19 protein-coding genes are annotated in these 21,781 nt (G+C 58.4%); 2 read left to right on the top strand and 17 right to left on the bottom strand.

Annotated features, from left to right (window positions below):
• Positions 1–174: 174 nt before the first annotated feature.
• On the top strand, positions 175–924 hold the full coding sequence (locus tag PEH01S_RS03605) for a response regulator transcription factor (RefSeq protein WP_025850955.1): 750 nt from the start codon (positions 175–177) through the stop codon (positions 922–924).
• Positions 925–944: 20 nt separating this feature from the next.
• On the opposite strand, the gene PEH01S_RS03600 is transcribed toward PEH01S_RS03605, so the two are convergent.
• The 3 genes from PEH01S_RS03600 to PEH01S_RS03590 form a co-directional block, all read right to left on the bottom strand.
• Positions 945–1,544: an acyl-CoA-like ligand-binding transcription factor gene (locus tag PEH01S_RS03600; RefSeq protein ID WP_456320084.1), complete on the bottom strand. Its 600-nt coding sequence runs from the start codon at positions 1,542–1,544 to the stop codon at positions 945–947.
• Between the two features lie 23 nt (positions 1,545–1,567).
• Positions 1,568–3,022, bottom strand: a complete 1,455-nt coding sequence (locus PEH01S_RS03595) for an FAD-dependent oxidoreductase (protein ID WP_127483987.1) — start codon at positions 3,020–3,022, stop codon at positions 1,568–1,570.
• Positions 3,023–3,214: 192 nt separating this feature from the next.
• Entirely contained in the window at positions 3,215–4,117 is a 903-nt protein-coding gene (locus PEH01S_RS03590; RefSeq protein WP_127483986.1) for a LysR family transcriptional regulator, read from the bottom strand.
• Between the two features lie 142 nt (positions 4,118–4,259).
• Between PEH01S_RS03590 and PEH01S_RS03585 the strand changes: the two genes are divergently transcribed.
• Entirely contained in the window at positions 4,260–5,513 is a 1,254-nt protein-coding gene (locus tag PEH01S_RS03585) for an MFS transporter (RefSeq protein WP_127483985.1), read from the top strand.
• Positions 5,514–5,552: 39 nt separating this feature from the next.
• On the opposite strand, the gene PEH01S_RS03580 is transcribed toward PEH01S_RS03585, so the two are convergent.
• The 14 genes from PEH01S_RS03580 to PEH01S_RS03515 all read right to left on the bottom strand — a co-directional run bounded on the left by PEH01S_RS03580 (position 5,553) and on the right by PEH01S_RS03515 (position 21,709).
• Entirely contained in the window at positions 5,553–6,776 is a 1,224-nt protein-coding gene (locus PEH01S_RS03580) for an MFS transporter (RefSeq protein ID WP_127483984.1), read from the bottom strand.
• A gap of 31 nt (positions 6,777–6,807) precedes the next feature.
• Positions 6,808–7,839 (bottom strand): ROK family transcriptional regulator, encoded by a 1,032-nt coding sequence (locus PEH01S_RS03575; protein WP_036714645.1) that lies wholly within the window; start codon positions 7,837–7,839, stop codon positions 6,808–6,810.
• 145 nt (positions 7,840–7,984) lie between these two features.
• Complete coding sequence (gene murQ, locus PEH01S_RS03570) at positions 7,985–8,905, bottom strand: N-acetylmuramic acid 6-phosphate etherase (protein WP_025850961.1); 921 nt, start codon at positions 8,903–8,905, stop codon at positions 7,985–7,987.
• Positions 8,906–8,962: 57 nt separating this feature from the next.
• The gene (locus tag PEH01S_RS03565; protein ID WP_025850962.1) at positions 8,963–9,787 is read right to left on the bottom strand and encodes a carbohydrate ABC transporter permease; all 825 of its coding nucleotides are present in this window, start codon (positions 9,785–9,787) and stop codon (positions 8,963–8,965) included.
• 18 nt (positions 9,788–9,805) lie between these two features.
• Complete coding sequence (locus PEH01S_RS03560) at positions 9,806–10,762, bottom strand: carbohydrate ABC transporter permease (RefSeq protein WP_246062778.1); 957 nt, start codon at positions 10,760–10,762, stop codon at positions 9,806–9,808.
• 42 nt (positions 10,763–10,804) lie between these two features.
• Positions 10,805–12,118, bottom strand: a complete 1,314-nt coding sequence (locus PEH01S_RS03555) for an ABC transporter substrate-binding protein (RefSeq protein ID WP_127483983.1) — start codon at positions 12,116–12,118, stop codon at positions 10,805–10,807.
• A 30-nt stretch (positions 12,119–12,148) separates the two neighbouring features.
• On the bottom strand, positions 12,149–13,198 hold the full coding sequence (locus tag PEH01S_RS03550) for a serine hydrolase domain-containing protein (RefSeq protein ID WP_036714647.1): 1,050 nt from the start codon (positions 13,196–13,198) through the stop codon (positions 12,149–12,151).
• Positions 13,199–13,502: 304 nt separating this feature from the next.
• Positions 13,503–14,216 (bottom strand): 2OG-Fe(II) oxygenase, encoded by a 714-nt coding sequence (locus tag PEH01S_RS03545; RefSeq protein WP_025850966.1) that lies wholly within the window; start codon positions 14,214–14,216, stop codon positions 13,503–13,505.
• Between the two features lie 515 nt (positions 14,217–14,731).
• Positions 14,732–16,207 (bottom strand): leucyl aminopeptidase family protein, encoded by a 1,476-nt coding sequence (locus PEH01S_RS03540; RefSeq protein ID WP_127483982.1) that lies wholly within the window; start codon positions 16,205–16,207, stop codon positions 14,732–14,734.
• Positions 16,204–17,181: an ABC transporter ATP-binding protein gene (locus PEH01S_RS03535; RefSeq protein ID WP_127483981.1), complete on the bottom strand. Its 978-nt coding sequence runs from the start codon at positions 17,179–17,181 to the stop codon at positions 16,204–16,206. The genes PEH01S_RS03540 and PEH01S_RS03535 overlap by 4 nt, the downstream gene beginning before the upstream one ends.
• Positions 17,178–18,176 carry an ABC transporter ATP-binding protein gene (locus PEH01S_RS03530; RefSeq protein ID WP_025850969.1) on the bottom strand — a complete coding sequence of 333 codons (999 nt, stop codon included), beginning with the start codon at positions 18,174–18,176 and terminating at the stop codon, positions 17,178–17,180. The genes PEH01S_RS03535 and PEH01S_RS03530 overlap by 4 nt, the downstream gene beginning before the upstream one ends.
• Positions 18,177–18,192: 16 nt before the next feature.
• A complete protein-coding gene (locus PEH01S_RS03525; protein ID WP_025850970.1) occupies positions 18,193–19,089 on the bottom strand; it encodes an ABC transporter permease subunit in 897 nt (298 codons plus the stop codon).
• Between the two features lie 11 nt (positions 19,090–19,100).
• Positions 19,101–20,030 (bottom strand): nickel ABC transporter permease, encoded by a 930-nt coding sequence (gene nikB / locus PEH01S_RS03520; protein ID WP_025850971.1) that lies wholly within the window; start codon positions 20,028–20,030, stop codon positions 19,101–19,103.
• A gap of 95 nt (positions 20,031–20,125) precedes the next feature.
• Positions 20,126–21,709, bottom strand: a complete 1,584-nt coding sequence (locus PEH01S_RS03515) for a glutathione ABC transporter substrate-binding protein (RefSeq protein ID WP_025850972.1) — start codon at positions 21,707–21,709, stop codon at positions 20,126–20,128.
• Between the last annotated feature and the right edge of the window lie 72 nt (positions 21,710–21,781).

Raw genomic sequence — 21,781 nt, 5'->3', positions numbered from 1 at the left:
GCATCCCCTCCATCTTACCTAATTTTGGCCCCGGTTCCTATGACACGAAAGTGCCATCTCGCTGTCACAAAGGAGACAAGCTTTGTTCACCGTACCGACGACGAAATGACTCGTTTGAGGCATGCCGTCCGGCCCGCCTAAGGCTACAATGAGAAGCGTGAAGGAGGAACTGTCATGACACTAGCTTACAAGATGCTCATCGCCGACGACGAGGACCGGATCCGCCGCATATTGAGCCTGTATTTGAATAAAGACGGCGCCGCCGTGGACGAAACCGGAGACGGAGCGCAGGCGCTGCAAATGGCTTTAGACCGCGATTACGACATTTTGCTGCTCGATTGGATGATGCCCGGCTTGAACGGCCCCGAGATTTGCCGGCTGTTCAAACAGGTCAAGACGACGCCGGTGATCCTGCTCACGGCTAAGGGAGACGAAAGCGACCGCCTCCTCGGCTTCGAAGCCGGAGCGGACGATTATGTGCTGAAGCCGTTCAGTCCGCGCGAGCTGATCTGCCGCATCCATGCCATTCTGAAGCGCACCGCTCCAGGGAGGCTCCGGCTGGAGAACAAATCGCAGCACGATATCGTGCTGCCGTATTTGGTCATCGAGCACCTGGCCCGGCGCGTGCTGATCGACGGTCACGAGATCACCCTGACGTTGAAGGAGTACGACCTGCTGCGTTATTTCGCATTGAACGAGAACAAGACGCTGACTCGCGAAGAGCTGCTTAAGGAGGTATGGAAGTACGAGGTGATCGTGGATTTTCGGACGGTGGACTCCCATATCCGGCGCATCCGGGAAAAAATGCACGCCGTCTCGCCGTCTGCCGCCTCGATGCTCCGCACCGTCTGGGGGATAGGCTACCGCTTGGATGTGCCCGCTTCCTTCGCGCTGAACAAGCAAAAAACCGTTATCGAACGATGACGATAACGGTTTTTCCCTTTTCACAACGGCAGGCCCGCCTCCAGCTTGCTCAGCGCTTCGTCCAGCAATCCGGCAAAGTCCGCATCCGGACGCTCCGCATAGTAAAGCATGACCGAGATGTTGACGCCGATAACCGCTCCGGCGAAGGTTCGCACGGCTGCGTCGTCCGGCTTGCGGTCGACGCGCTTGGCGACCAGCTCCGCGATCAGCTGCATCGTCTGGGTCAGGTTGTTCAACGCCGCCGCCCGCAGCTCCGGCACCGACATGATGAGCTGATCTCGTTCGCGCACCATGGCAAGCTCATCGGCGGACATGTCGGCAATCGCCGAAACAAAGGCCCTGCGGACCGCTTGCAGAGGGCTCAGGTCGGACGGCTGGGCTTCGAATGCGGCGACGAGGACAGGATCGTAATTGTCTCGCAGCAGCACGTCCTCCTTGGTGGGAAAATACCGAAAAAAGGTGCTGGGCGAAATCTCCGCAGCCTCCGCAATCTGCTCCACCGTCGTGGCGTTATAGCCCAGCTCGCGGAACAGCCGCAGCGCGTGCATTTGAACCGCTGCCATGGTCTTTGCTTTTTTGCGCTCGCGCAGCCCCATGGTTCGTTTATCATCCGGCGACACCTTGCTCACTCTCCGATCTTATTTTATTTATAGCTTCCCGCCGGGATCGTCCGCTCCAGAAATTGCTCAAGCTGATGATCCCGATCCTTCATGGCAATTTCGGCTAACAGCCGTTCTCCCTCGCCCGTTGCATCGGCTGCCAGCACCGCACGGACCGCTTCCGCGTTCAATAATGCCCGCGGCGATAAGAGCAAGCCGTTCATCATCATGTATTTTCCGAACAATTCCATATCCGGCTTGCCGACGGCTTGCTTGCGGTACAGCTCAAAATAGTTTTGGGCGAAGGCTATCCCTTCCCGCGAATGCGATCCGGTGTATTCCACGCCGGGCCAGCACAAGTCGGCAACGACCGTGAGCCACCAGGCGGGATCGATTGCCTCCTGCATCCGCCTGATCGCTTCGCGCTCGAAGAACGGCTGCGGCCGGGTGCGCCGTTCGCGCAGTTGAGCCGCCAGCAATTCCGCTTCAATGGCAGCGACGGTAATCCCTTGGCCGTAAATCGGGTCGAAGTTGCAGAGCGCGTCCCCCATCACAAGCAGCCCGGACGGCCACCGCTCCATCCGCTCAAAGCGCTGCCGGAAGCATTCCGGCACCCGGTAGCCTCGCGGCGGTCCCAGAGGCTCGCACGCTTGCAGCAGCTCGGCAATCGAAGGGTCCAGCAGAGCGGCCAGCTCCTGTTCGTACAGCCCGGCATCGGTCGTCGGATAACGTTTCCCGCCCGCGTAATACAGTACGACTTCGGCCGTATCATGTTCAACCGGTCCGAATACGGCGGTGCCGATTCCTTTGGCCGGCACGCTCTCGGTGACGATCACGCTCCATTGCTCCGCGACGTGCGGAGGGATTCGGTAATAGCGCGTGCTGTAGCCGAGCGAGGCTTTCAGACATTCCGGCTCCGGCACAAGATAGCCGAGAGCCTGAAGCCATTTTACCAGCTTGGAGGATCGTCCGCTAGCGTCCAGGACCAGATCCGCCTCGATCGTTGCAGGCTGCGTCGTCTTTCCCCGTTCCCGAATCGTAACGCCCGTTACTTTTGTGCCACCCGAATCCATAAGGAGTCCCGTCGCTTCCTGCCCGTTCACAAACCGCACGTTGGAGATCGCTTGAAGGCGATGGCGAATGACCCATTCCAGCAGAGCCCGGCTGGCGCCCGCATCTTTCCGGTCAATCACTTCCATGGTTCCGTAAACACTGACGGACCGGATGCGCTTGCCTTCTTTTGCGAAAGCCCCTTGCGCCAGCAAATCGTCCTGCCAGCCGGGGAACAGACTCTCCAGAATAAGCTTGCCCCGCGGCAGCAGCCGATGCGGGTGATATGCCTGAGGCGTGCCCGGACGATTCCCGGGCTTATCCGGAAAGTCGTCTTTGTCCACGACCAGAACTTCGTCATAATGCTCCGACAGCACCCGCGCAGCCAGCATGCCCGCCATACTGCCTCCGATGACCAGCGCTCTTTTTTCGTTGGGATTGTTATTCATGTTCGCAGCTCCTTTTTAGATGGTCGATAATTCTGACACTAACTTCGTAATGATAGTATATTTCTTTTGATAGTAACTGTCAAATTTTAATTTAGCTCCCGTGCAGCAAAAAAAAGAAAACCGCTCCCCGGAAGGAACGGTTGACCCCAAAAAAAACGACTATTATCCGCTGAACGGATGACCCCAACCCAACTAGATTTCGATCTCTTCTGCTCTTAATTTTCTTCGAATGAGCCGGACAAACGATTCTGCGACCGGCGTTAGCGGATGATCCTCGGCCGTGCATATCGCAATCGGCCGTTTCAGCTCGACATCCCGGACATACACCCGGGCTACTTCGCCCCGCTCGATATATTCGCGGACCGCCATCGCCGAGATGAGATTTGCCCCGTACCCGGCGCCGACCGCTCGAATCGTCTCGTGCAGCCCGTTAAACTGCATCCCGATCTTCGGCTGCCTTACGTTATAGGTCCGGCACATCGAGAGGAACCTTTCTCGGGTCGAGCTTCCCTCTTCCCGGATGACGAACGTTTCTTCCATCATTTCCTTTAAAGAAGCTTCGCGGTTCGCCAGAGGATGCCCGGCCGGAACGATAAACCAAAGCTCGTCGTCAAACAGATGCTCCCATTTCATTCGGGGCTGTTCCCAGCCTCCCGCAATAACCGCCACGTCTGCCCGATGCTCGCTCAGGAGGGCGAACGCCTCGCAGGTATTGACGGTAATGACATTGATGGCAACGTCTTCATGCCGGGTTTTGAAATACGCGATCCATCTTGGAAGCAGCACGGTTCCGGGGAGGTTGGTAACGGCAAGCGTCAGTTCTCCCCGTCTTCCCGCCGCGATGTCTCGCATCCGGTTCTCGATTTCGCGCTCCGCTGCGAACAGCTTGCCGGATAAAGCATACAGTTCCCGCCCCGCATACGTCAGAGCAATGCCTCTTCCCTCCGGCCGAACGAGCTTGAGGCCGATATCCTTTTCCAAATTTCTTAGATGCTGGGTAACGGCAGGCTGACTGATCCGAAGCTCCTCCGCCGCTTGGGTCACATGACCGCTCCGGGCTACGGCATGAAATACTTTAAGCGCATGCAAATTCACAGCCATCCCCCTTGACGCGGAATTCATAAGCACAACTTATCGGTTAGTTATCATTATATATTAGTTTTTTGCGAGGGGGTGAATTATTTTGAGTATGACCGGCTAACGCTAAGGACCGTTTGAGGAAGAGAGTGAATACGCAATGGATAAGACAATGCTCCGCGGAAAAAAGGAAGTGCTGCGGATCTCATGGATTACGGCGCTTTGTTTGATGGGTGACTCGATGCTGTACATCGTACTGCCTTTGCACTGGAAGGAAGCCGGACTGGACTCCCTTGTTCAGGTCGGGCTTCTTTTGTCCGTCAACCGTCTGGTACGGCTGCCCCTGAACCCTGTCGTCAGCCGGATTTACCGTCACATCAGCTTGCGGCAAGGCATGCTGGCAGCAGTCGTGCTGGCGATCCTGACAACTGCCTCGTACGGGTTCATTCACACATTCCCTCTCTGGGTTGCAGCGCGGTGCGTCTGGGGCCTCGCTTGGTCATTTTTAAGGCTCGGCGCCTATTACGCCATCTTGGAGCTTTGCGGGAACCGCAACGAAGGCCGGTTGTTCGGCCTGTATAACGGTCACTACCGGCTGGGGAGCCTCGTCGGAATGCTGCTCGGAGGCACCGTAGCCGAGGTGTTGGGGCTTCGTGCCGTAGCATGGCTCCTTAGTGCGGCTGCCGTTTGCGGCGTCCCTTTCCTGCTGCGGGGCCTGCGAATAGACGATGCGCAAAAGAAATCCGTCCGGCAGGCGGAGGCTTCCGTTCCGATTCCGCAGCAGCGCTCCGGAGGCGCCGCATTCCTGACCGTGCTGAAAACCAAAGACGTCCCTTGGCTGCTCGCCGCCGCCTTAGGCTCGGCCATGATTTACGAAGGGATGCTGACCTCCACGCTCAGCAATTATGCCGAAACGAGACAGGCCTCGATTACGGTCCTCGGCTTTACGCTCGGCGGCGCGTTTATCGCCGGGGGACTGCAGGCGCTGCGGTGGGGCTGGGGTCCCTTCCTGTCGCCGTTCATCGGCAGCCTGTCGGATCGGCAATCGAGTAAAGCCCGTCTGCTGACGGGTACGATGGGCATAGCAGCCGCCCTGCTGATTTTGTTTCCGCTGCCTTTGCCGACCTGGGGCTGGATGGCTGCGGCCGTGGCGCTTTTGATAACATCGACCTGCACGACGACGCTTATGGATGCCTTGGCCGGCTCCGTCTCCGGCACGCTAAGCATGCGCAACCGAAGAACCGTCATGACGGCCTATTCCGTCACGCTGGATATAGGGGCGGCGCTCGGTCCGGCCGTCTCGTTCTGGGTGGTGCAGCATGCAGGATATTCTGCCGTTTATTGGGGGGCGGCGGTGATGTGGTTCGGACTGTGCTGTTATTTCTTCGTTGCGAAGCCGTTCGCGAAGCAATGAACCGCGTCAAGCACACCGGACTGGGGATGACTCCCGGCTCTAGGCTTTGAAGTTCGTATTCTCTGCCTGCGCTCCGATCGGCCTCGCGGCATGACACAACAATCCGGCCGCCACAACGCCGATCAGCACGATAATTAAGGCGCGAAGCAAGCCGACGGACTCGCCGATCACCCCCAGGATCGGCGGACCGACAAGGAAGGCGAGGTATCCGGCCGTCGACACGGCGCCCACCCTCGCAGCGACCCCGCGGGGATCGTCTCCTGCGGCGGATAAGCCTACGGGAAATCCGAACGCCGCGCCGAATCCCCACAGCACAACGCCGATAGCGGCAGTCGTGAAGCTTTGTCCCGAAATGACGATGAGCAGCCCCGCAATCGCGGACAGCGCGGAAGCCCGCAGGACGGCGACTCTGCCGAACCGGTCGAGCAGCATCCCGCCCGCTGCGCGGCCAATGGTCATGGCGGCCACGAACAAGCCGAATGCAAACGAGCCCGTCGCCGGGGAGACGTGGTAACCGTCCACGATGACCAGCGGAAGCCAGTCGTTCGCGGAGCCTTCCGCAAACGCCATTCCCAAGACAACGATGCCGATCAAAATGGTGCGCGGCTCTTTCCAGACCGCCATGCGCTCCCGCGCGGTCATGGGCGGCTCCCCCGAATCCGCGGCACGCTCTTGCCCGGTTCCGGCGGGGACGAACCGGTATAAGTAGACGGCGCACAAAAGCACGACGACCGCGGCGAGCGACAAATGAACAAAGACGGACAGACCTGCCCCAATCGCTGCCCAAGCTGCAACGGCCCCCATAAGATTGCCTACGCTGAAGGCGGCATGAAAGCCGGTCAGAAGCGATTTTTGCGCGGCGCGCTCGACGGCCGTCCCCTCGACATTCATCGCCACGTCGCATATTCCGTTCCCGAACCCGAAAACGGCCAGTCCCAGAAACACTGCCATCCCGCCGGCAAGCCATCCCCCGCTCAACGCCACGATCCCGAGTCCAGCCGAGCTGATCAGCAATCCGGCCATCATGACAAAGCGCCCTCCGCGGCTTGCAATAAGATGACTTGCGCTGAACAGGCCGACAATGGAGCCGACGGCCAAGCCAAAAATAATCCATCCCATCTCGGCGGTAGTAGCGCCTAACGAATCCCGGATCGCGGGAGTGCGCGAAACCCATGTGGCAAGCGCAAAACCGGGCAGCGCGAAAATAAAATAGATGGCAATCCGCCATAGTTGAATTTGGCGGCTGCTTAGCGAATGTTCCATGCCAATTCTCCTTTTCAAGCCGGCTGCGCAATCAATCGATTCCGATACCCAGCATCGTTCTGATCGTGAGTTGATTTAGCCCGTGGAAATAATCTTCCTCCCAATCCCGGACAATAAGGGACGGCAAGTTGTCTGGCGGAACATAGGAGGCGCATCCGTTCCGGACATCGGTAAGATCGCTTTCGGTCATATCCGTACTGCAAAAAATGACGGTATGCGGATTCAGAGTGGCCGTAAAAACGGCGACCAAACGGCTCATCGCATCAATAAGTTTCGCACGCCTGTCCTTGCCGTTCTGTGCGGAAGACAGGTCTTGAACCGCTTGAAAAAAATTGCGCGAATCGTAAATCGGCAAAAAGGAAACTTCGCCCGAAAAAAAGCTGCTCCCTCTTACTACGTCGCCGTTCACCATAATCCCGGCGCCGGGACCGTTCTGCCCCAGATACAGGTAGACCAGAGAGCGGTTTTGGTCGCCTCCCGAGCGGTCGTGATAGCCAAGAACGGTGGCGTTCATATCATTTTCCGCTTGGACCCGGAGCGATAAGCGTTCTTCATAAAACGATTTGAAATCGAAGTTCTTGAACTTTTCGTAATCGGGGATATGAAAGACGCGCCCGTTATTTACCGCTCCCGGGACTCCCAAGGTCAGAGCTCGCAAATGAGGATAACGCTTTACGAACGTTTCGATCTGTTCGGTCAACCGCTCGGGTCCATCGTGCAAAACGCCGGGAAGCTTCTCCCGCCCGATCACCTCGCCCACATAATTAAGGAGCACATAGCAGGAATAATCCTTTTCGAGCCCTACGGCGAGCCCCGCCATATGATCGGCGTTTAACCGGTATTGCTTCGGACGCCGGCCTCCGCTGGATACTCCCAGTCCCGTCAATAAAACCTCTCCTTGGTCGTTCATTTCGTCCAGCGTTTTGCTGATCGTCGGAAAGCTGATGCCTGTTCTCTGTACAAGCTCGGCCGTGGTCGATACCGAATCGCGATACAGCACTGCACGAATCTGCCGACGAATCATTTCCCCCATCATCTTGGGTTGAACGAAAGGAAGCTTCATGGCACTCACCGCCAACTTATTAAAGTTCTTTAATTACTTTCCGAGTGTATCACAGATTCATCCGGGGCACAACGAATGAATTAAACATTGATTAACTAAAAAAAGCTTCCCGCGAGCCGCCTTTCGGCGGTTGCGGGAAGCTCTGTTATCTGATCCATTGGCCTTCCAGCCGGCGGACCGCCTCTCCGAAATGGTCGCCCGACCGCTCCAAAGCCGCCGACGCTTCCTCCCTGCCAATTTGAAACCGGTGCATCAGAATCGCCAGACGCGCATCGCCGTCGGCTCGCAGGGCCAGCTCCTCCGCCACCGTCCGGTCCGCTCCCGTCGCTTCGCCTATGATGCGCACGACCCTCTCGCGCAGCTTGGCATTCGTCGCCTGCACGTTCACCATCAGGTTGCCGTACACTTTGCCGAGCTGAACCATAACCGTTGTACTGATCATGTTCAGCACCATCTTTTGCGCGGTGCCGGCCTTCATGCGCGTCGAACCGGTGACCACCTCGGGTCCGACCGGAACCTCGATGCCGTATGCCGCCGCCCTGCTCAGCTCGGTGCCCGTGTTGCATGAGATGCCGACGGTTAAAGCGCCGATGCGGTTGGCCTCACGGATTGCCCCCAGCACATACGGCGTCCGGCCGCTCGCCGTAATGCCGACGACCGCGTCCGCTGCCGTCGCATAGCGCGCGATATCGGTTGCCCCGGCTTCGATATCGTCCTCCGCATTTTCTACGGGGTTCACCATCGCCGTCTCGCCCCCGGCAATAATGCCGCGCACGAGCGACGAATCCACCCCGAACGTCGGAGGACATTCGGAGGCGTCCAGAATGCCAAGCCGGCCGCTCGTGCCGGCCCCGATGTAATACAGCTTGCCGCCCTGCTTCAGCCGCTCCGCAATCGCGGCAATGGCTTCCTCGATCTGCGGCAGCGCGGCTTGCACGGAAGCGGCAATCGTACCGTCCTCGCTGTTGATCGTCTCGATAATTTCCCGCACGCTCATTCGGTCCAAATGGACGGACTTCGCGTTGCGCTGCTCCGTTACCGGCTGCTGTTGTTCGTTGTGCGTCATAAAATCTCCTTCCCTTCTCGGCTCCCTGATCGCATTAGCTGCCTTTCTCGTCCCGCCTTACTTGACCGCGCCCGCCGTCATGCCGTCCATAAACTGCCTGGAGGAGACGGCGAACAGCACGATCATCGGCAGCGACGACAAGGTCAAGCCCGCGAACAGCACGCTCCAATCGGTGGAGTATTCGCTGAACAACGTCAGCATGCCGACGGGAATCGTCTTTTTCACTTCGTCTTGGATGAAGATCAGCGGGAAGAAGAAATCGTTCCACACCGTGATGAAATTCATGATCATGACCGTTCCGAGCGCCGGTCTCATCAAGGGCGCCACGATGCTCAGCAGCAGGCGGAGATCGGAGCAGCCGTCGATCCGCCCTGCTTCCTCCAGCTCCTTGGGCAGCGTCCGAAAAAATCCGGTCAAGATCAAGACCGACATCGGGATGCCGATGGCCGTGTACATCAGAATCAGCGAAGTCGCCGTGTTCATCAGCCCCAAATTTTTCATCAGCATGAACAGCGGGACGATGCCCAGCTTGACCGGAATCATCATGCCGAGCAGGAAAAAGAAGAACAGCGCCGGATTCCAGCGGAACGGGTATCTGGCAATATAGAACGAAGCCAGCGACCCGAACAGCAGGATCAGGACAACGGAGACGACGCTGACCGTCAGGCTGTTCCAGAAATAATCGAAGTAAGGCAGCTGGTCCAGCAGCTTCTTATAGGCGGCAAGGCTCCATGCCTTCGGCAGCCCGATCGGATTTTTGAAAATGTCGATGTTCGTCTTGAACGAGGACAAGAGCATCAGAACGATCGGATAGAGGCTGAGGAGCGCGAACAGACAGGCGGTAACATATTGCGACGCGCGCAAGAGCGGGTTCGTTTTCACGAAGCGTCTACCCCCTTTCTAATACTCCATGTCCCGCTTGCGAACATAGGCCATAAACAATGCGGACAGTGTCGCGATGATCAAGAACAGCACGACCGCCAGCGCCGACCCCAGGCCGACCGCCACGCCGTCGCCCGACGAGCCCCCGAAAGCCGTACGGTAAAAGAAAACGGCGAGCGTATCCGTCGAATGATACGGCTCTCCTTGCGAGCCTTGCATCGCATACACAAGCTCGAACGCTTCGAACGCGTGGATGAACGTGAATACGGTCAGGATGACGACGGACTGCGTCATCATGGGCAGAATGATCGAGCGGATCAAGCGGAAGCCCTGCACCCCGTCAAGCCTCGACGCCTCGATCACCTCTTGGGAAATCGACTGCAGACCTGCAAGCAGAATCAGCACCGCGAAGCCGACGCCGAACCAGCTGTTCGCGAGAATGATCGCCGTCAGCGCCGTGCCTGGCTCGCCCAGCCATGGCCTCGCCCATTCGGCGAGACCGATATTCTTAAGCGCGAAGTTCACGACGCCGGAATTCGGATTCAGCATCAGCTTCCACAGGAAGCCGACCACGATGACCGACAGCAGCCGGGGCACGAAATAGGCCATTTTGAACAGCTCGGCGCCCTTCACTTTCGTGTAAATAATGTACGCCAAAATGAAAGCGATTCCATTTTGGACGATCATTTCCAGTACAAAATAGTAAACATTATGCCCGAACGCGTTCCAGAACAGCCCGTTGAACGGCTCCGTCGTAAACAGCTTGACGAAATTGTCGATGCCGACAAAAGCGCCTTTCTGAAGTCCCTTCCAGTCGAACAAGCTGTAGCTGAAAGCCGCCGCGATCGGATACACGACAAACAGGGTGTAGACGGCGAGGGCGGGAACCGGGAACAGGTGGATGATCCCTCGTTTCCAGTTTAAACCCGGCTGCCGTTTGCTCGTGCGGTCCCATACCGCCGCTTCTCGATTCATTGCGCCCCGCCCTTTCGATAAAGTTTGTGCCGACCGGCCGGTTTATTTGGCCGCGGGCTTGAACCAGGAATCGGCGCTCTTCTGCACGAGATCCGTCACCGTCTCCGGTTTTTCCTTGCCCAGATACATTCCTTGGAGAGCCGTCTCCAGCGTAGCCTTGGTTGTCGGATTGCCAGCGCTGAAGTGCACGACCATCGCATACGGCGTCGAATTGGCGGCAGCAAGCTGAATCATTTTCGCGACGAGCGGGTCGGAGGATTCCACACCCGGAATCGTGCTCGGCTTCTTCAGATCGTCGGCCACCATCTTGCCGAATTCCTTCGTCGTCATGAACTCGATAAATTTCAAGGCCGCCTCCTTGTTCTTGGACGCTGCGTTCACGGCGAACGAACCGTCCACCCAATTAGTCACGCTGGCCTTGCCGTCCGCCTTCACCGGTGGAACAGGGAACAGATCCAGATCGAGCTCCGGGTTCATCTTTTTCATGACTGCAATTTCCCAGTCGCCCATCACGATCATGCCCGCCTGCTCAGTGACGAACAGGTTGCGCATGTCATCCATGCCCAGACCCGTATAATTTTCCGGGAAATATTTTGTCAGTCCTTGGAGCATTGTGATCGAATCGGCGAACTCTTTGCTTTTAAAATTCGTTTTGCCTGCGAGCAGGTTGTTGACGAATTCGGTGCCGCCGTAAAATTGCGGTCCGAGCGCGCCGTGGGTCAGGGATAAAATCCAGCCTTCCTTGGAGCCGAAGGCAAACGGCGTTATCTTGTTTTGCTTCAGCGTATCGGCCGCCTTCAGCAGCTCGTCCCAAGTTTTCGGTTCGGACAGGTTAAACTTTTGAAACAGCTTTTTGTTATAAAAAATTTGCGTCGAACTGTATACCGTCGGTACGCCGTATACTTTGCCATCCTTGCCGGTGGCGGCCATTTTCGCTTCCTTCGGAATCGCTTCGAGCCCCTTGACGCTATCGAGCGGCTCCAGATACTTGGCATCGGCAAGCGCGATGCCGGCCGCATACGGCCTGAGATGGATGATGTCGGGGCCGCTGCCGGTTTGCAGCGCCGTATTCAGCACCGTGTTGTATTCGGTGTTTTTGGTCGGCTTGAATTCGATCTCGATGTCGGGATTCGTCTTGTTGAACGCTTTGATGATCTTCTCGTACACTTCCTTGTCTTCCGTCCGCCAGCTGCCCATCGTCAGCTTGACCTTCTGGGCTTCCGTCTTCTGTCCTCCGCCGTTTGCCGCCGGAGCTTCTTGGGCCCCGTCCTTCGCCGGGCTGCCGCAGCCCGTTGCGATAAGCGATATGGCGGCAGCGAGCGCGATAGCCGATTTCGTTGTCTTTGTCCCCTTCATAACTTAAGCCCTCCCTTGGATGATGATTCGTTATTTATCCCCGATGAGCGAGGTATAAACCGCCGTATGCAGAATCGGCCGCAGCTCCCGCATGATCGGACTTCGTCCGAAATGCACTGCGTTCGTCAAGAACACAACAATCAGCTCGTGGAACGGATCGATCCACAGGCTCGTTCCGGTAAAGCCGGTATGTCCGAAGCTGCCGTGCGGCCAAGACGCTCCGCAAGACGGCGCCCGCTCCTGACCGTGCCATATTTCCCAGCCGAGCGCCCGGCCTTGATACGGATTGCGGAAGCAAGCGTCGATCGTTTCCCTGCTCAGCAGTCCGCCGTCGTCCGGGTCAAGCCATGCCCGGGCGTACTTGCGCAGGTCGTCCGCCGTTGTGAACAGTCCCGCGCTGCCGCTGACGCCTCCCAGATGATAGCTCTTCTCGTCATGGACGACTCCGTGCACGTACCCGTAACCATCCTCCAGCGGCTCCGTGGCGGCGATTCGTCCAAGCAGCTCAGGACGCGGATTGAACGTCGAATCGGCCATCCCCAGCGGGTCGAACACGTACCGGCGCGCGCACGCATCAAGCGATTGCCCGGATACGACGGCGGCGACTTCCCCGAGCAGGATCATCCCGAGGTCGCTGTAGAGCGCCTGCTCCCCAGGCTCCGTTACCAGCTCCTGCTTCAGCACGAGAGGAATGACGTCCCGGCGCTCCGTCCGCTTGGCATAAGGTAGCTCGGGAGAAAGCCCTGAAGTATGCATCAACAGGTGGCGCAGCGTCACGTTCGGATGGCGGAAGGCGGGAATATACGCCTGGACGGGGTCGTCCAGCCGAAGTCTTCCCCGCTCTGCCAGCGCCAGGATGACGGGCAAGGTCACTGTCACTTTCGTTAACGATGCGACGTCGAACATCGTCCGCTCGGTCACTTGGCACTTGGCAGTGCCGTCCGAATAGGACCCGTAAGCTTGGCTCCATCGAACGTCACCCCCCAGCGAGATATCCACGACGGCTCCGGGAATCGCCTTTTCCTTCACCCAGCGCCGGATCAGCCGGTCTATCTCATTCCATTTGCTAGAATCGGTCATCTCTCCACCGCCGCCCCTCTCTCTGACATTTTTATGGCAACCCTTTTGTAAACGCTATCATTAGCCTCATACTCCTATTATAAAATATTATTTCATTTTGTAAATAGTTACATGAAATTTTATTTCCAAGCAAAAAAAATCCCTGCACCTGAAGCGCAAGGATGAAGTGTTAATCGCTGATTAGGGATGAATATAAGGTCCCCGGGATGGGTCGGCACCCGTTTCGAAGAGTTGCCTCGTTTTTCCGGGAAAGGGCATCCGCTGGAGCGGTATCCGCCACCTCAAGTAAAGGTAAGGAACTTGATCATTTCGCATCATGAAAAATAAGCCCCAAACTGTATCGCGTCCCCGACGTAATTGTGCTTACGCCGTGACGAAGCGTCGTCCGGTATATCCCGCGCGTGCCCTGCACCGGACGATGCTGCGTCGGAAAGATAAGCCCGGCTCCTTGGTCCAGCGCAACCGCATGGCCTCTGGATTGCGCTCTCGGCCTCTGCTCGACCAGCAAAAATTCGCCTCCCGCATACTCCTTTTCCCGCTGATTCAAGACAAAGACGACCTGGAACGGGAAAAACACATCCCCATACATATCTTGATGCAAGCAGTTATAGCCCCCTGTCCCGTACTTCAAAAGCAGCGGCGTCGGGCGGGTCTGCCCCTGCTCATGGCAGCGTTCCAGAAATTGCTCCAGTTCGGGAGGGTAGTCGGCATCCTGACCAAGCTGCGTCTGCCAGCGATTCGCCGCTTCGGCCAACCGGGGATAAAACGCGACGCGCAGCTCCTGCAGCAGCGGCGGCAGCGGAGCCTGAAAATATTGGTATTCTCCGATGCCGAACCGGTAGCGGGCCATGTCGATCTTGGTCCGGAAATGCGACTCCACCTCATACATGCTTATGAGCTCGCGGCATTCGTCATTCCGCAGCAAAGGCGGAAGCGCCGCAAAGCCCTGCTCGTCCAACGCTTGTTGGATCGAAGGCCAATCCAACCCTGCGACGCGCTTCGTTATTGAATCCGTCATATCAAAGGCTCCTTCCGTGATGGTTTAGCGGCTGCCTTCATCATAACCAAAAAGCCCGGGCAGCGTCTTTCCATATCATGCTTACCTATTTGGGGCGACGGCAGACACGGTACAGACACGGTACAAACGCGGTACAAATCATCCTCTTAGGATTCGCTAAAATTAGCGGAACGAAACCGCATCTATTTCCGCCCAATAGGCCCATCTCCGCAAAATAGCGAACCTGTGGTGCGTAAACGCCTCCGAATCAGGGGGAATGAATTTTTTTCGACACGATTTAGTCACCTCAGTTCCTCTATTCGCGAAAATGCGCGTCAAAAGCCTCATTAGCTTACTATCGTTCCTTTATTTTCAAGCCGAGTCGTTCAACGGCTTCAATTCGCGCCAATCCTCGCACCCTCCCCCAAAAAAAAGACCGCCCCTCGGCAAAATGTCTGCCATGGGACGATCCCTTATCAGTAACCCGCTCATCTCGCATCAAGCCTGCGCTGTCCGCGCCCAGCCGGCGGCTGGCCTCAACCCTCGCCGCCCCCGGCGTTCCGGTTCGCTTCGGCCCGGCTCACCGCAAAATCGGCCAGCAACCGCGCGCCGTAGCCGGTCGCTCCGGCCGGGTAATAGCCGCGCGCGGCCTTGGCCTGCACCGTGTTCGCCATGTCGATGTGCACCCAGCGCATCGCATCGGCCACGAAGCGGCGCAGGAACAGCGCCGCTACAATGGCTCCGCCGTACGAAATCGGCGGAATGTTGTTCATATCGGCGTAATCGCTGCGCAGCAGCTCCTCGTAGTCGTCGACCAGCGGCATCGGCCACAGCCGGTCTCCGCAATGCTCGCCGATGCCCGCCAGCGTCTCGACCAGCTTGCGGTCGCCCCACGCCCCGGCGACGCCCAGCCCAAGCGCTTCGCCGACGTTGCCCGTCAGCGTCGCGATGTCGACCACTTCCCGGGCGCCGAGACGCCCGGCGTGCAGCAGCGCATCGGCCAGTACGAGGCGGCCTTCCGCGTCGGTGTTGCCGACCTGCACGGAGAGACCGTTCGGGTACGCGATTACCGTGGACGGGACGAATGCCGCCGCATCGGGCATATTGTCTGCGACCGCGACCAGCGCGACGATGTTCGCTTGCAGCTCCGACCGGCTGATCATATCCATCGCACCAAGCACGGCGCAGGCGCCGCCCATATCGAACCGCGCGTCGCTGATATCCCGTCCGGACTTGACGTTCATGCCGCCCATATCGAACGTAATGCCTTTGCCCACGAGCGCCAGCAGCGGCTGCGACGGGTCGGTGCAGAACGTCAGCTCGATGAGCGCGGGCTTGTACCGGCTTCCCTGCGCGACGGTCAATAACCCGTTCATGCCCAGGTCCGCGAGCTCCCGCTCCCCGTAGACACGAACGTCCACCGGCCGCTCCGCAAACCGCTCCCGAACGATCTCGACAAGCGATTCCGGGTGCAGCACGTTCGGAGGCTCGTTGCACAGGTCGCGCGCAAACATTGCCCCTTCTGCGCGAATGGCCGTTTGCTGCAGCACTTGCTCATAGGAAGCTTCCCCGGCCTCGGCGCATACAAGGTGCAGACGCTCTACCGTACGGGCTTCCTTGCGGGACTTGTATTTGTCGAACGCATACGAGCCAAGCAACCAGCCCTCCGTCCAAGCCCGTACCGCCTCTTCCTCGGATAGCGCGCCACTCAGCGCCCGGACGAACGATTCCAGCATGACAGACACCGTCGTCGCGAAGCCTTCCTCCTTATGAACCGCTCTGGCCGCATTCCCGGCCGCTTCGCGCACCCGTTCCGCATTGACCTTCGCTTCCGGTCCGAGTCCGACGATCAGCACATGCGCCTCTTCGCCCCGGCCGTAAAACCAAGTGACCGCGCCGCGGGCTTTCATCGCCGGCCGCAGCTCCAGCCGCGGAACCGGCTGTCCGGCATTCTCCGGACACAGATAAACCGTGACATCCGCCGTTTGAACGAATCCTGTCGTGATCTTCATCCTTTGCTCTCCCCATATAAGTGGCAAGCCACGTAATGGCCCGGCTCCTGCTCCTGGAACACGGGCGCCTTCGTCCGGCAGACGTCCATTGCCGCCGGGCAGCGGGTATGAAACCGGCATCCGGACGGCGGGTTGACCGGGCTGGGCAGGTCGCCCTTCAGCACGATTTTCTCGCGCTTCAGCCGCGGGTCCGGGACCGGCACGGAAGAAAAGAGCGCCTGCGTATACGGGTGCAGCGGCTTTTCGTACATCGCGTCCTTATCCGCCAGCTCGACCATCGAGCCGAGATACATGACGCCGATGCGGTCGCTGATATGCTCGACGACGCTCAGATCGTGGGAAATAAACAAGTACGTCAGCCCGAACTCCTCCTGCAAATCCTGCAGCAGGTTCAGCACCTGCGACTGGATGGACACGTCGAGCGCGGAAACCGGCTCGTCGGCTACGATCAGACTCGGCTTCACGGCCAAAGCGCGGGCGATGCCGACGCGCTGGCGCTGGCCGCCGCTGAACTCGTGCGGGTAGCGCTCGCCGTGGAACGAGCTTAAGCCGACGACCTCAAGCAGCCGCTGCACGTCCTTCGCCCGCTCCGCCGCCGACATCTTCTCGTGAATGAGCAGCGGCTCGGCGATGATGTCCTTGATCTTCATGCGCGGATTAAGCGACGCATACGGGTCCTGGAACACCATCTGCATCTGACGGCGCAGCGGACGGATGCGGGCTTCGTCCAGCTTCCCGATCTCCTGCCCGTCGAACCAGATTTCGCCCTCGCTCGGCGCCAGCAGCCGCGTTATCAGGCGGCCTGTCGTCGACTTGCCGCAGCCGCTCTCGCCGACGATGCTGAACGTCTCGCCCCTGCGGATGGAGAAAGATACGTTATCCACCGCCTGCAGCAAAGCCGGCTTCGCGAACCACCCTTTCTTGATCGGAAACACTTTGCGCAGGTTTTTCACTTCCACCAGCGGTTTCGTCACGCTTCCCCTTCTCCCTTCGCGCTATCGTTCTCATAGAGCCAGCAGCGGCACTTGCGGCCGCCGGCGGTCTGCACCAGCTCCGGCTCCCGTTCGCGGCAAATATCCATCACCGCCGAGCAGCGGGGAGCGAACTTGCAGCCAGCCGGCATGTTCGTCAAGTCCGGCACGTTGCCGGGAATCGATTCGAGCCGCCGGTGATTCTGGCGCAGCTTCGGCACCGAATGAATAAGCCCCTTCGTATACGGATGCTGCGGGTCGTCGAAGATGTCCAGCACATTCCCTTCCTCGACGACGCGTCCGGCGTACATGACGATGACGCGGTCGCACATTTCGGCCACCACGCCCAAATCGTGGGTGATCAGCATGATGGACATGTCGTTCTCGTCCTTCAGCTTCTTCATCAGGTCCAAAATTTGCGCCTGGATCGTCACGTCCAGCGCGGTGGTCGGCTCGTCGGCAATGAGGAGCTGCGGGTTACAGGACATCGCCATAGCGATCATGACCCGCTGCCGCATGCCGCCCGACAGCTGGTGCGGATATTCGTCGATGACATCCTCGGCGCGCGGAATGCCGACCAGCTTGAGCATATGAACGGCGTGCTCCCGCGCCTTGCTTTTGTCGTATTTCAAGTGCAGACGGATCGCCTCCACGAGCTGCTTGCCGATCTTGAGCACCGGATTGAGCGACGTCATCGGCTCCTGGAAAATCATCGCGATGTCTTTGCCCCGGATACGGCGCATGTCGCTTTCGGACAGCGCGACCAGATCCTTCTCCTGAAAACGGACCGTTCCCCCGACAATGCTCCCCGGAGTGCCGTGCAGCAGCCGCATGACGGACAAGGACGTGACGCTTTTGCCGCAGCCGGATTCTCCGACCAGACCGAGCACTTCGCCTTTGTTCACATGAAAATCGACGCCGTCGATCGCGTTGACCTTGCCTTGATCCCGGGTGAACTGTGTCTTGAGGCCTTTCACGTCAAGTAGTTTTTGAGTCATTCGCGTTACTCCTGTTCTAATTCTTGATCTTCGGATCGAGCGCGTCTCTCAAACCGTCTCCCAGTATGTTGAAGGCGAGAACCGTCAGGAAAATGGCGGCGCCCGGAAAATAAACGACATGCGGCGCAATGCTGAGGTAATCGCGGCCCATGCTCAGCATGGCCCCCCAGTCCGGGTCCGAAGGCTTCGCGCCGAGGCCGAGAAAGCTCAGGCCCGATGCGGCCAAAATCGTCGTCCCGATCCGCATCGTGAAGTAAACGATCAGACTCGGAACGGTTTCGGGAAAAATGTGACGGGCAATGATCCGCACGTTGTTCGCCCCGATGGAACGGGCCGCTTCCACATACAGCGATTCCTTCGTTTCCAGGGTGGCGCTGCGGATCAGCCTTGCGAACGACGGAATGCCGAAGATCGCAACGGCGACGACGACGTTCATCAGCCCCGGCCCAAGGATCGCAACGATGCCGATCGCCAGCAGCAGATCGGGGAACGAGAACATGACGTCGCTGCTCCGCATGATCAGCCGGTCAAGCCAGCCGCCGTAATAGCCGCTGACCAGCCCGAGCAGCGTGCCGATGGCCGCGCCGATCAGAACGGCGCTGAGGCCGACGGACAGCGACAGCCGGGTGCCGACGAGAATGCGGCTGAAAATATCGCGGCCGTACTCGTCCGTACCGGCCCAATGCTTCGCCGACGGGCCGGACAAAATGTTGTCGTAGTCCGGCACGGACGGATCGTAAGGCGCAAGCGCGGGACCGATCACCGCGACGACGACGAGCAGCGCGATAAACAGGCCTGCGGCGAACGCGAGCTTTTGCTTTTTCATTTTGATCCAGAAATCGCGGAGCGGACTGCTTTTCGTTAACGGAATAGCCGAGTCCGCGGAATGGTCGATGACGATGTTTTGACTCATGGTGGTCCTCCTCAGTTCTGGCCCGACAGGCGAATTTTAGGATTAAGAACGCCATACAGGACGTCAACGAGCAAGTTGACCAGAATGAATTCGACGGCGAACAGCAGCAGCTCCGCTTGAATGACCGTATAATCGCGGAAGGCGATCGAATCGATCAGCAGCCGCCCGAGCCCCGGGATACTGAACACGGTCTCGACAATGACCGAGCCGCCGAGCAGAAAGCCGAACTGAAGCCCGGCTACGGTAACGACGGAGATCATCGAATTTTTCATCGCATGCCCCCAGACGACCGTGCGCTCGTTCAAGCCTTTGGCCCGGCCGGTCCGAATATAGTCCTGCTTCAGCGACTCCAGCAGGGATGCCCGGGAGAAGCGCGCCAGCATCGACATGATGCCCGCGCCGAGCGTAATCGAAGGAAGCACGTAGCCCTGCCACGTATCGACGCCTCCGGTCGGCAGCCAGCCGAGCTGCACAGAGAACAGCTGGATGAGCAGCAGGCCGAGCCAGAACGGCGGCACCGAAATGCCTGAGACCGCGGTCAGCATGCTCAAATAGTCCGGCCAGCGGTTGCGCTTCGTCGCGGAGATGACGCCGATCACGATCCCGAACAGAAGCGCCCAGCCCATGCTGAAAATCGTCAGCCAGATCGTCGGCATCATGCGCGAGGCGAGCATCTCCGTCACCGGCTGGCCGGTTTTGAGCGATTGACCCAAATCTCCCTGCAGCAGATGCGACATATAGATGAAATATTGCTCCCAGAGCGGCTTGTCGAGGCCGAGCTCGGCCTGAATGCGCTGAATGTCTTCGAGCGTGGCTTCCTTGCCGGCCACAAGCCGCGCCGGATCGCCGGGAATCAGGTGAATGAACAGAAAGATCAAGACGGAAACGATGAAAAGAATCGGAATGACGGCAACCAATCGTTTAAGCACATACTGAGCCAAGCTTTTACACTCCTCCTCTGAAAACCTGCCATTAGGCGAGATGCTGTGGTGAGCACCGCACCGGAGGGCGGGTCAACACAGCATCAGGTCAGGACTTACTTCTTGATTTCGGCTTCGCGGACGTTGATCGAGCCGTCCGGATATACTTTCACGCCTTCGAGGTAGTTTTTCTTGCCGGATACGATCTGGTCGACGGCAAGGAACACCCATGGAGCGTCTTTGTAGATTTGCGCTTGAATATCGGCGTAAACGGCTTTTTGCTCGTCGGCATTCGACAGCTTGTTCGCTTTTGCGATCAGTTCGTCTACTTTATCGTTTTTGTAGTAGGCGGTGTTCGCTCCGTTCGGAGGGAACATTTCGCTCGCGAAGAGCGGACGCGTCGCCGCGTCGGCGTCAGCCGAGGACGGGGACCAGCTGACGTACCACATTTGCACCTTGGATTCCTGCGGCGTTTTGGCCGAGTTGATCTCGTTGGAGAGCGTGCCTTCCTCCATCGGCTTCACGTCGAGCGTAATGCCTACGGCTGCCAGCTGCTGCTGAACGAACTGCATGCCTTTCACCGTCTCGGAGTCGGAGCTGCCCCAGATTTCGGCTTTAAAGCCGTTTTCGAGGCCGGCTTCCTTCAGGAGCGCTTTCGCTTTCTCCACGTTGCCGTCATACGGCGTTTGCTTCGCATAAAATTGCGTTTTGGACGACATGGTCGAGTCCAGCTTTTCGGCAAAGCCCGATTTGACGACTTTGATATAAGCGTCTTTGTTGATCGCATAGTTGATCGCCTGACGGACGCGGACGTCGTCGAACGGCTTCTTCGTCATGTTCATCGTGATGTAGCGCGCAATCGTCGAAGGCGTTTTGTCCACGACGATGCCGTTCTTCCCGTTCACCTGCTCCACCTGCTCGGTCGGCAGCGGATAGACGAAGTCGGCTTCGCCCGTTTTCAGCATCGCGACGCGGGAACCGTTCTCCGGTACCGGCTTGAAGGTGACGGTATCTACCTTCGGCAGCCCTTTTTCCCAATAATCGGCGTTCTTCTCGATCGTCATCCGGTCGCCCTGCACCCATTCCTTATACTTGAACGGACCGGTGCCTACCGGGTGCTGGCCGATATCTTTGCCGTACTTCTCCAGCGCCTGCGGGCTGATGATCATCAGCATGGCCAGCTTGTTCAGCATCGCCGAGTAAGGCTGGGACAGCGTGATTTTTACCGTTTTGGCGTCGACGACTTCGGTTTTCTCTACGGCGGCGAAGCTGCGCGCCATTTTCAGGTTGTTGTCCTTGTTTTTCACCCGGTCGAGGTTGACTTTGACCGCTTCGGCGTTGAACGGCGTGCCGTCGTGGAACTTGATGTTCTCTTTCAGCTTGAACGTGTATACCTTGGCGTCCGGGCTCACTTCGTACGATTCAGCCAGCACAGGCACGACCTTCATATCCTGATCGAAGCCGAGCAGACCTTGATACATCGTGCGGTAGCCGGAAATGGACAGCGTATCGGCCGCGTTGTGCGGGTCCAGCGTCACGAAGTTGGCATTGACCGCGATCGTGATGCCGTTGCCTTCCTTCTTGGCCGTCGGCTGCTCGGCCGCGCCTTGCTGCTGCGGTTTGCCCGCGCCGCCGCTACAGCCTGCAAACATCGCGCCTGCGAGCACCATTGCCGTAAAAGCTGCGAAACGTTTTTTCATGGAAAATCCCCCCGTTTTTCATTGATTTATGCTAAATCTTCCTGCGGAACGAACGAGCCGTTCGTCCAAAAG

The organism is Paenibacillus ehimensis NBRC 15659 (assembly GCF_004000785.1).
In the GTDB taxonomy this organism is placed as follows: Bacteria; Bacillota; Bacilli; order Paenibacillales; family NBRC-103111; genus Paenibacillus_G; species Paenibacillus_G ehimensis.
The sequence above is the reverse complement of the archived record's forward strand: the minus strand, read 5'-3'. Positions and strand labels throughout refer to the sequence as shown.

What these genes read in the sequence shown, in the direction of transcription:
- PEH01S_RS03560 (WP_246062778.1), bottom strand. Translation starts at nt 10,762, where the DNA reads ATGAATCGAGAAGCGGCGGTATGGGACCGCACGAGCAAACGGCAGCCG.
- PEH01S_RS03540 (WP_127483982.1), bottom strand. Translation starts at nt 16,207, where the DNA reads ATGAAGATCACGACAGGATTCGTTCAAACGGCGGATGTCACGGTTTAT.
- PEH01S_RS03580 (WP_127483984.1), bottom strand. Translation starts at nt 6,776, where the DNA reads ATGGAACATTCGCTAAGCAGCCGCCAAATTCAACTATGGCGGATTGCC.
- PEH01S_RS03595 (WP_127483987.1), bottom strand. Translation starts at nt 3,022, where the DNA reads ATGAATAACAATCCCAACGAAAAAAGAGCGCTGGTCATCGGAGGCAGT.
- PEH01S_RS03550 (WP_036714647.1), bottom strand. Translation starts at nt 13,198, where the DNA reads ATGACCGATTCTAGCAAATGGAATGAGATAGACCGGCTGATCCGGCGC.
- PEH01S_RS03525 (WP_025850970.1), bottom strand. Translation starts at nt 19,089, where the DNA reads ATGAGTCAAAACATCGTCATCGACCATTCCGCGGACTCGGCTATTCCG.
- PEH01S_RS03545 (WP_025850966.1), bottom strand. Translation starts at nt 14,216, where the DNA reads ATGACGGATTCAATAACGAAGCGCGTCGCAGGGTTGGATTGGCCTTCG.
- PEH01S_RS03515 (WP_025850972.1), bottom strand. Translation starts at nt 21,709, where the DNA reads ATGAAAAAACGTTTCGCAGCTTTTACGGCAATGGTGCTCGCAGGCGCG.
- PEH01S_RS03585 (WP_127483985.1), top strand. Translation starts at nt 4,260, where the DNA reads ATGGATAAGACAATGCTCCGCGGAAAAAAGGAAGTGCTGCGGATCTCA.
- PEH01S_RS03530 (WP_025850969.1), bottom strand. Translation starts at nt 18,176, where the DNA reads ATGACTCAAAAACTACTTGACGTGAAAGGCCTCAAGACACAGTTCACC.
- PEH01S_RS03605 (WP_025850955.1), top strand. Translation starts at nt 175, where the DNA reads ATGACACTAGCTTACAAGATGCTCATCGCCGACGACGAGGACCGGATC.
- PEH01S_RS03555 (WP_127483983.1), bottom strand. Translation starts at nt 12,118, where the DNA reads ATGAAGGGGACAAAGACAACGAAATCGGCTATCGCGCTCGCTGCCGCC.
- PEH01S_RS03575 (WP_036714645.1), bottom strand. Translation starts at nt 7,839, where the DNA reads ATGAAGCTTCCTTTCGTTCAACCCAAGATGATGGGGGAAATGATTCGT.
- murQ (WP_025850961.1), bottom strand. Translation starts at nt 8,905, where the DNA reads ATGACGCACAACGAACAACAGCAGCCGGTAACGGAGCAGCGCAACGCG.